The 8,488-nt window shown below is 72.5% G+C and carries 7 protein-coding genes and 1 pseudogene; 5 read left to right on the top strand and 3 right to left on the bottom strand.

What is annotated here, in order from left to right:
• The 4 genes and pseudogenes from C3488_RS42255 to C3488_RS38375 all read left to right on the top strand — a co-directional run.
• A pseudogene (locus C3488_RS42255) lies at positions 1-147 on the top strand (alpha/beta hydrolase); the annotation flags it as partial.
• 435 nt (positions 148-582) lie between these two features.
• Entirely contained in the window at positions 583-1,659 is a 1,077-nt protein-coding gene (locus C3488_RS38385) for an NAD(+)/NADH kinase (RefSeq protein ID WP_103845465.1), read from the top strand.
• A gap of 237 nt (positions 1,660-1,896) precedes the next feature.
• Positions 1,897-3,948 carry a phosphocholine-specific phospholipase C gene (locus tag C3488_RS38380; protein WP_103845464.1) on the top strand — a complete coding sequence of 684 codons (2,052 nt, stop codon included), beginning with the start codon at positions 1,897-1,899 and terminating at the stop codon, positions 3,946-3,948.
• Positions 3,949-4,000: 52 nt separating this feature from the next.
• Positions 4,001-4,900: a phospholipid scramblase-related protein gene (locus C3488_RS38375; RefSeq protein WP_103845463.1), complete on the top strand. Its 900-nt coding sequence runs from the start codon at positions 4,001-4,003 to the stop codon at positions 4,898-4,900.
• A gap of 67 nt (positions 4,901-4,967) precedes the next feature.
• Here the strand turns inward: C3488_RS38375 and C3488_RS38370 are convergent, their stop codons facing one another.
• Together C3488_RS38370 and C3488_RS38365 are read right to left on the bottom strand one after the other, a co-directional pair.
• On the bottom strand, positions 4,968-5,915 hold the full coding sequence (locus C3488_RS38370) for a hypothetical protein (protein ID WP_103845462.1): 948 nt from the start codon (positions 5,913-5,915) through the stop codon (positions 4,968-4,970).
• Positions 5,912-6,739 (bottom strand): phosphatase PAP2 family protein, encoded by an 828-nt coding sequence (locus C3488_RS38365; RefSeq protein ID WP_103845461.1) that lies wholly within the window; start codon positions 6,737-6,739, stop codon positions 5,912-5,914. The genes C3488_RS38370 and C3488_RS38365 overlap by 4 nt, the downstream gene beginning before the upstream one ends.
• Before the next feature lie 204 nt (positions 6,740-6,943).
• Between C3488_RS38365 and C3488_RS38360 the strand changes: the two genes are divergently transcribed.
• Positions 6,944-7,558, top strand: a complete 615-nt coding sequence (locus C3488_RS38360) for a TetR/AcrR family transcriptional regulator (RefSeq protein WP_103845460.1) — start codon at positions 6,944-6,946, stop codon at positions 7,556-7,558.
• Between the two features lie 175 nt (positions 7,559-7,733).
• Here C3488_RS38360 and C3488_RS38355 read toward each other — a convergent pair.
• Positions 7,734-8,488: hypothetical protein (locus C3488_RS38355; RefSeq protein WP_181139366.1), on the bottom strand; the 755-nt coding region annotated here is incomplete at its 5' end.

Here is an 8,488-nt window from a genome sequence, read left to right as displayed (position 1 = left end):
AAGGCCCTGGAGGCCGCCGGTGTTCCGGTGACCCACCGTGTGTTCGAGGGTGCCGACCACTACTTCACGCACATCGGCCCGGTGCCGGCGGGGAGAGAGGCCATCGAACTGATGGCCACCACGCTGCGCACCGCACTCGGTGCCTGACGTCGGCCCACCGTGTTGCTGAAAGGGCCGACAGTGGCCGTGGTGTCACACGAACACGTCCGAGCGCAGAGCCGTGCCGACCACAGGGCATCGCGGCCCAGCGCACCGCCCCGGCCGGTCCGCACCATGAGGGGTGCGCCCGCGACAACCGTCGAGAGGCGAGCCGGGACCATGACCGCTGCCCATGCGGGCGGCGCGCGGGTCGGTGCGGAAGGCGAGTGCGATCATCGGCGGCGTGCGGTGCCGGTTCCATGCCCGTTGCGCAGCCCGGCCCCCTCACACCGCTGATCCGGCCGCACCGCGGGCGTCCACGTCCGAGCTCGCCCCGCGCTGACGTAGGGGCCGAACGCCGCCAGACTGGAGAGGGGCACGGTGAGCAGACACCCGGGCCTGCCGAGCAGGTGACCATCCGCGAGGTGACGGGGAGGCGGAGACGTGACGGTGGGACGTATCGGCCTGGTCGTCCACGGCGGCCGCGCCGAAGCCGTGGACGCGGCGCGGACCGTCCGAGCGTGGTGCGCCGAGCACGCGGTGCAGTACGCGGACATCGACGTGTGGCAGGACGGTGAGCGGCGCCACGCCCGGGACGAGGTGAACTCCGCGGGCGACCCGGATCTCATCGTGACCCTGGGCGGGGACGGGACCTTCCTGCGCGGTGCCCGGCTGGCCGCCGAGAACGACGCCCTGGTCCTGGGGGTCGATGTCGGCCGGGTGGGCTTCCTGACGGAGGTGCCCGTCACGCGAGTGCGCGAGGCGCTCGACGCCGTCCGGCAGAACCGGTTCTCGGTCGACCACCGCATGCTGCTCACCCTGCGCGCCTCGCGCCGGCTGGAGGTACCGGCGGAGATGGAGGCGCTCACAGGGTACGGCCGTGGGCCGCTGCTGCCGCCCCCGCAGGTGCGTGCCCACTGCGAGGTCTGCGACGACTGGGGCATCCCGCTGAACGTCATGGCGCTGAACGACGTCGTACTGGAGAAGCTGGCACGGGACCGGCAGGTGTCGGTGGGCGTCTACCTCGCCGGCCGGCTGCTGGCCTCCTACTCCGCCGACGCGCTGCTGGTGGCCACACCGACGGGCTCGACGGCCTACAGTTTCGCCGCCGGCGGCCCGGTCGTCTCGCCCCGCGCGGAGGCCCTGGTCTTCACGCCCGTCGCCCCGCACATGGCGTTCAACCGCTCGGTCGTGGCGGCCCCCGACGAACCCGTGGCCCTGAAGGTCCTCGAGAGGTCGGGCCAGGCCGCCGTCAGCATCGACGGGCAGCTGCGGGGCGTCCTGTACCCCGGGGACTGGATCGGCGTGTACCCCGCCCCGCGGCGCCTGAGGGCCATCCGGCTGGGCCCGATGGACTTCTACGGCCGCCTGCGCGAGCGGATGAAGCTGACCGACGCCCCGGCGGCCGTCGTCGACGGGACCCCCGCGCCGCTCTGGCCGGTGACCACCCCCCGGCCGGCCGACCTGGCGCACCTGGCACTGCCCATCGGCCCGGCGGCGGACGGCGGGCGCCACACCTGATCGAGCGGCCCCGGCCCGTGACCGACCCCCTTGGGCGGCTCTTGGCGGCTTCCACACCGGGTCTTGGCCGACGCCACAACGGCCCTTGGCCGGCCCCACATCTCCCGTACCGCCGACTTTCACATCGGTGCCACCGGACCCTTTCCTGACGTTTGGTGCTCCTGGAACACTCCCTTCGCGCAGGTTCCCTCACCACCCGGCGTATCGCGCCCCGTCAGGACAAGAGGTCACCCCGTCATGCCTGAAGTGAATCGGCGCCGATTCCTCCAACTCGCGGGCGGCACCGCCGCGTTCACCGCGCTCTCCAGCAGCATCGAGCGTGCCGCGGCCCTTCCCGCCAACCACCGTTCCGGCACCGTCGAGGACGTCGAGCACATCGTCGTCCTGATGCAGGAGAACCGTTCCTTCGACCACTACTTCGGCACCCTCAGAGGAGTCCGGGGCTTCGGTGACCCGCGCCCGGTGACCCTGCAGAACGGCAAGACGGTCTGGCACCAGTCGGACGGCACCAAGGACATCCTGCCGTTCCACCCCGACGCCGACGACCTGGGCCTCGCCTTCATCCAGGACCTGCCGCACGGCTGGAACGACGGACACGCCGCCTTCGACGGGGGCAGGTACGACAAGTGGGTGCCGTCCAAGGGCTCCACGACCATGGCGTACCTGACCCGCGAGGACATCCCCTTCCACTACGCGCTCGCCGACGCCTTCACCGTCTGCGACGCCTACCACTGCTCGTTCATCGGCTCCACCGACCCGAACCGCTACTACATGTGGACGGGCTGCACCGGCAACGACGGCAAGGGCGGCGGCCCGGTCCTCGGCAACGACGAGGCGGGCTACAGCTGGACCACCTACCCCGAGCGGCTGGAGAAGGCGGGCGTCTCCTGGAGGATCTACCAGGACGTCGGCGACGGCCTCGACGCGAACGGCTCCTGGGGCTGGATCCAGGACGCCTACCGCGGCAACTACGGCGACAACTCCCTGCTGTACTTCACCCAGTACCAGAACGCGAAGCCCGGCGACCCCCTCTACGACAAGGCCCGCACCGGCACCGACGCCCGCAAGGGCGAGGGCTTCTTCGACCAGCTCAAGGCCGACGTGAAGTCCGGCAAGCTGCCGCAGATCTCCTGGATCGTCGCCCCCGAGGCCTTCACCGAGCACCCCAACTGGCCCGCCAACTACGGCGCCTGGTACATCTCCCAGGTCCTCGACGCACTCACCTCCGACCCGGCGGTGTGGGCGAAGACGGCCCTGTTCATCACCTACGACGAGAACGACGGCTTCTTCGACCACCTGGTACCGCCCGTCCCGCCCGCCTCCGCCGCGCAGGGCAGGTCCACCGTCGACGTGGGACCGGACCTCTTCAAGGGCGACGGCAGCCATGTCGCCGGCGCCTACGGGCTCGGGCAGCGCGTGCCGATGCTGGTCGTCTCCCCGTGGAGCAAGGGCGGCTACGTCTGCTCCGAGACGTTCGACCACACCTCCGTCATCCGGTTCATGGAGCGCCGCTTCGGTGTGCACGAGCCGAACATCTCGCCCTGGCGGCGTGCCATATCCGGCGATCTGACCTCCGCCTTCGACTTCTCCCGCAAGGACACCAGGCCGGTCGCGCTGCCGTCCACCGACGGCTACCAGCCGCCGGACCGGGACCGCCACCCCGACTATGTGCCGACCCCGCCCGCCGACGGAACCCTGCCCAAGCAGGAGCGCGGCCTGCGGCCCACCCGCCCGCTGAAGTACGCGCCGTCGGTGGACGGTTCGGCGGACACCGCGGCCGGGACGTTCACCCTGACCTTCGCCTCCGGCGCGCACGCGGGTGCCGCCTTCCTGGTCACCTCCGGCAACCGCACCGACGGCCCGTGGACCTACACCACCGAGGCCGGCACGTCGGTCTCGGACACCTGGAACTCCGCGTACTCCAAGGGCTCGTACGACCTGACCGTGCACGGCCCGAACGGCTTCCTGCGCGCCTTCAAGGGCGGCGACAAGACCACCGGTGAGGAGGTCACCGCCCGGCACACGGGTGACGACCTCGAGCTGACGTTCACCAACCGGGGTTCCGGCTCGGTGGAACTGAGGGTCACCAGCGGCTACGGCGGCCGCCCGCAGACGGTCACGGTGCGCCCCGGTGCCACCGTGAAGCACACCGTCGACCTCGGGTCGAGCAGCCGCTGGTACGACCTCACCGTCACCTCCGAGTCCGACCCGTCCTTCCTGCGCCGCTTCGCCGGGCACGTGGAGAACGGGCGGCCGGGTGTGAGCGACCCCGCGATCGTGACGGACTGACGGGGGAGCCCGGTGCGGTGGTTTTCGGGCCGGCTCGCGGTAGTGTGCCCCGGTGACCACGCATTCGAACACGCCTGCAGGCTGGTACCCCGATCCCCACGGCGCACCGCACACGCTGCGCTACTGGGACGGCTCGCAGTGGACGCAGCACACCCACGCCGACCAGCAGGCTCAGGCCGCGTCGCAGGCGCCGCAGCAGGCGCCCGCGGCGCAGCAGCCGCAGGGTCAGCAGGCGTACGGTCAGCAGTCGCAGGGTCAGCAGGCGTACGGTCACCAGGCCGCGGCCCACGACCAGCGCGTCCAGCACCAGGTGCAGCAGCAGGCCGGGGTCGCCCCGAGCGGCCCCGGCGGCGGCACGCTGTTCACCGAACCGGTGCTGGTCGTGAACCAGAAGGCCAAGCTGATCGAGCTGACGAACGAGTACAGCGTCTTCGACCAGAACGGCAACCAGATCGGATCGGTCACGGAGGTCGGGCAGAGCGCGCTGAAGAAGGCTGTGCGCTTCGTCTCCAGTCTCGACCAGTTCATGACCCACAAGCTGGAGATCCGCGACGCCTACGGGCAGCCGCAGCTGGTGCTGACCCGGCCCGCCAAGGTCTTCAAGTCGCGGGTGGTCGTCGAGCGCCCGGACGGTCAGGTCGTGGGCGAGATCGTCCAGCAGAACATGATCGGGAAGATCCACTTCGCGATGAACGTGGACGGCCGGCAGGTCGGCGCGATCAAGGCGGAGAACTGGCGCGCCTGGAACTTCTCGATCGTCGACCACGCCGAGAACGAGGTCGCCCGGATCACCAAGACCTGGGAGGGCCTGGCGAAGACGATGTTCACGACCGCGGACAACTACGTCCTGCAGATCCACTACCAGCTGCCCGAGCCGCTGCTGAGCCTGGTGGTGGCGACCGCACTGACCGTGGACACGGCGCTGAAGCAGGACTCCCGCGGCCTCGGCTGAGGCGGAGCGAGGACGGAAGACACGGCGGTGGCCGGCACGTGCTCACACGTGCCGGCCACCGTTGTGGTCACAGGGTGGTCAGGCGCTCCGGCGCCGCCGGCCGCTGAGCGGGCAACGACGGCTCCAAGGGGGCCGGCCCGGACTCCAGAGCCAGCACCGCGGCGACCGGGTGGTCGTCGTCGACCGGGGCCGGGGCAGCGGGGCCGGACCGCGACAGCGTCACCACGCCCCAGGACGCCAGGCCCGCGCCCGCTGCCGCGAGGAGCAGACCCACCGGGCCTCCCTGGAGGCGTTCGCCCAGCAGGCTGAGGCCGATCATCGCCGCCGCGAGCGGGTTCGCGAGGGTGACGAGCGCGAGCGGCGCGCCGAGGCCGTCCCGGTACGCGGTCTGCGACAGCAGCAGGCCGGCCGTCGCGAACAGCGCCACCAGCAGCGCCACCACGACGACGTGCGCGCTCAGCGGCGGTGCCGATCGGTCCGTCGCCGCCACCGTCACGGTCTGGGTGAGCGCCGAGGCGACACCGGACGCGAAGCCGGAAGCGGTCGCGTGCCGAAGACCCGGGCGTGCACCCGACCGGGAGAGCACGCCGATCACGGCGGTGGTCGCCCCGGCCACGGCCAGCGCCTCGGGCAGGCTCAGGACCTCGTCCGGCTCCGGCCCGGACGCCGTCACCAGCAGCGCGGCCAGGCCGAGCAGCGTCAGGGCCGTGCCCCGCCACTCCACCCCGCGGACCCGGCGCCCCGCCGCCCGCGCGCCCAGCGGCACCGCGGCCACCAGGGTGAGCGCGCCGAGGGGCTGCACCAGCGTCAGCGGGCCGAACTTGAGAGCGGCCACGTGCAACAGCGCGGCGGAGGCGTTCAGCGCGACCGACCACCACCAGGCGCCGTGCGCCAGCAGCCGGACCACACCGGTCCCGCTCTCCCGGGCGGCGAGCCGCTCCTGAGCCACGGCGGCGGCCGCGTACGCGACCGCGGAGAACAGGGACAGGGCGATCGCGAGGACGGCGGCGCTCATCGCCCGGCCCCCACCAGACCGGGGCCGTCGGCCGTCCTGGGCGACGCGGACCTCGCCGCCGGCACCGGGCGCCGCGCAGCCGGCCCGATGCCCTGCGGCTTCGCCGACGGGCTGGGGACCACGGGCAGGGCGATGCCCAGCAGAGCCGTCGCCATGACCGCGTCGAGCCAGTAGTGGTTCGCCGTGCCGACGATCACGAGCAGCGTCACCAGTGGATGCAGCAGCCACAGCCACCGCCATCGGGACCGGGTCGCGGCGATCAGGCCGACCGCGACCATCAGCGCCCAGCCGAAGTGCAGCGAGGGCATGGCGGCGAACTGGTTCGCCATCGAGTCGGTCGCGGGCTTGGCCCCGTACACCGTCGGCCCGTACAGCTGACCGGTGTCCACCAGGTGCGCCAGGTGGAGCATCCGCGGCGGGGCGAGCGGAAAGGTGAGGTGCAGCGCCAGCGCCGCGCCGGTGACCAGGGCGAGGACCCGGCGGGCCCACAGGTAGTGGTCCGGCCGCCGCAGGTACAGCCACACCAGGAACGCCGCGGTGGCCGTGAAGTGCACGGCCACGTAGTAGAGGTTCGCGGCGCGGACAAGGGTGTCGCCGTGCAGCAGTGCGGACTGCACGGCGCCTTCGCCCGGCAGCCGCAGCGCGCGCTCCCAGTCCCAGACGCGGTGCGCGTTGTGGAACGCCTCCGTGGTGTGGCCGTTCGCGAGCTGCCGGCCGAACTTGTAGACCAGGAAGAGCCCGGCGACGAGAAGGAGCTCGCGGACGAGGGGCGGCCGGTGTATCGCGGCTGCCCCTTCTCCGTCGGGCTCGGTGCGGGAATCCATCCCCGCCCCCCTTTGCTGACAGTCGTGCGTGGGGTGGTGCGTGGTGAGCCCAGGAGGGGATCCACTCGACAGAGGAGTGGGTCCTGTCCAAGGCTCATCGATACGTCAGTGTACCGATACGCTCGCGTACCGGTACACTGACGTATCGATACACTGGTGTGAAGCGGCCCACCCGGCCGGCACCACGACCGAGGAGCAGAAGCCATGACGTCGCAGGCAGCGGAGGCACCGCAGTCGGCGGCCGCCTCGCGCCGCTCCAAGCTCACGCCCGAGCGCGAGCAGGAGTTCTTCGACGCCGTGCTGGAGCAGATCCGCGAATGCGGCTACGACGCGGTCACCATGGAGGGCGTCGCCGCCGTCACCCGGTGCAGCAAGTCGACGCTGTACCGGCAGTGGCGGACGAAGCCGCAGTTCGTGGCCGCCGCCCTGAGGGCCAGTCGCTGCCCGCGGTTCGCGGGCGTCGACACCGGTTCGCTCGCCGGGGACCTGCGCGCCGTCGCGCGGACCGCGGCCGAGTGGTCGCGCCGGGACACCAAGCTCCACCAGGCCCTCGGCCACGCCGCGATGCAGGACCCGGAGCTCGCGCGGGCACTGCGCGAAGCACTGGTCGAGCCCGAGGTCCGGGCGTTGCAGGAGATCGTCCGGCGTGGCGTGGAGCGCGGGGAGGTGCCCGCCGGCCATCCGGCGCTCGAGTACATCCCCGCACAGGTGCTGGGCGTGCTGCGGGTCCGCCCCCTCCTGGAAGGGGAGTACGCGGACGAGGAGTACCTGACGCGCTTCGTCGAGGCCGTGGTGCTCCCGTCGCTGGGACTCACCTGAGGACCGGGTCGCCGTCCGTGGGATGACCGGACGTCGGCCCGACCGCGCCGCACCGTGGGGACGGGGGCGGCGCGCATCCCCGGCCGGGCGGGGCTCCTCCGGAGCGGAGGGGAGCCCCGCCCGGCCGCATCGCATCGGCCGGGGCGGCCAGGGGAGTCGTCTGCGAACGAACCCCCTAGACCTTCTGTCCGGGGCCGCCCGCCGACGACTCCTTGATGCCCTCGGCGATCTGGTCCAGGACGGACGGCTTGGGCGCGCCGGACCCGGCGTCGAGGCCGAAGCGCACGACGACGAGCTGCCGGGAGTCGGCGGGCGACGGGAAGACCAGCGACTCGACATAGCCGTCCGTGCCCTTGGCCGTGACCGCCTTCCAGCGGACCATGTAGCCCTTCTGCCCGGCCACGGTCACCGCCCCGGAGGCCAGCACCTGGTGCGAGGTGATTCCGCCGTAGGACGTGCCGCCGTAGGACTCCTGGGCGTTCTTGGCGATGTCCTGCTCGGCCGCCGCCCGGGCGGTCGTGGCCGTCAGCCCCTGCTGTTCGGCCGAGGCCGAGTAGGCCCCGCCGGTGTTGCAGGTCTTCGAGCTGTCACCGGGGCACTTGTAGGTGTCGCTCGACTGGACGGCCGCCCCGCCCTCGACGGTCTGTCCCGTCCATCCGGCGGGCACCGGGATGCTGATGCCGTTGAACGGGTCGGTGGCGTACCCGTCCTCGGTCCCCGGCTGCCCGGGCCGACCGGGCGCGGGCGTCTGGCCGCCCGAACCCCCGGAGCCACCGCCGAAGGGCCCGCCCTGCCCGCCGAACGGACCGCCCTGGCCCCCCTGACCACCTTGGCCCCCCTGGCCCCCCTGACCGCCTTGGCCTTCCTGGCCGCCGAAGCCGCCCGGGCCGCCCGGACCCTGGGCGCCCGCGGAGCGTCCGCTCCCGCTGT

Source organism: Streptomyces sp. Ru72, assembly GCF_002920635.1.
Lineage (GTDB): Bacteria > Actinomycetota > Actinomycetes > Streptomycetales > Streptomycetaceae > Streptomyces.
The sequence above is the reverse complement of the archived record's forward strand: the minus strand, read 5'-3'. Positions and strand labels throughout refer to the sequence as shown.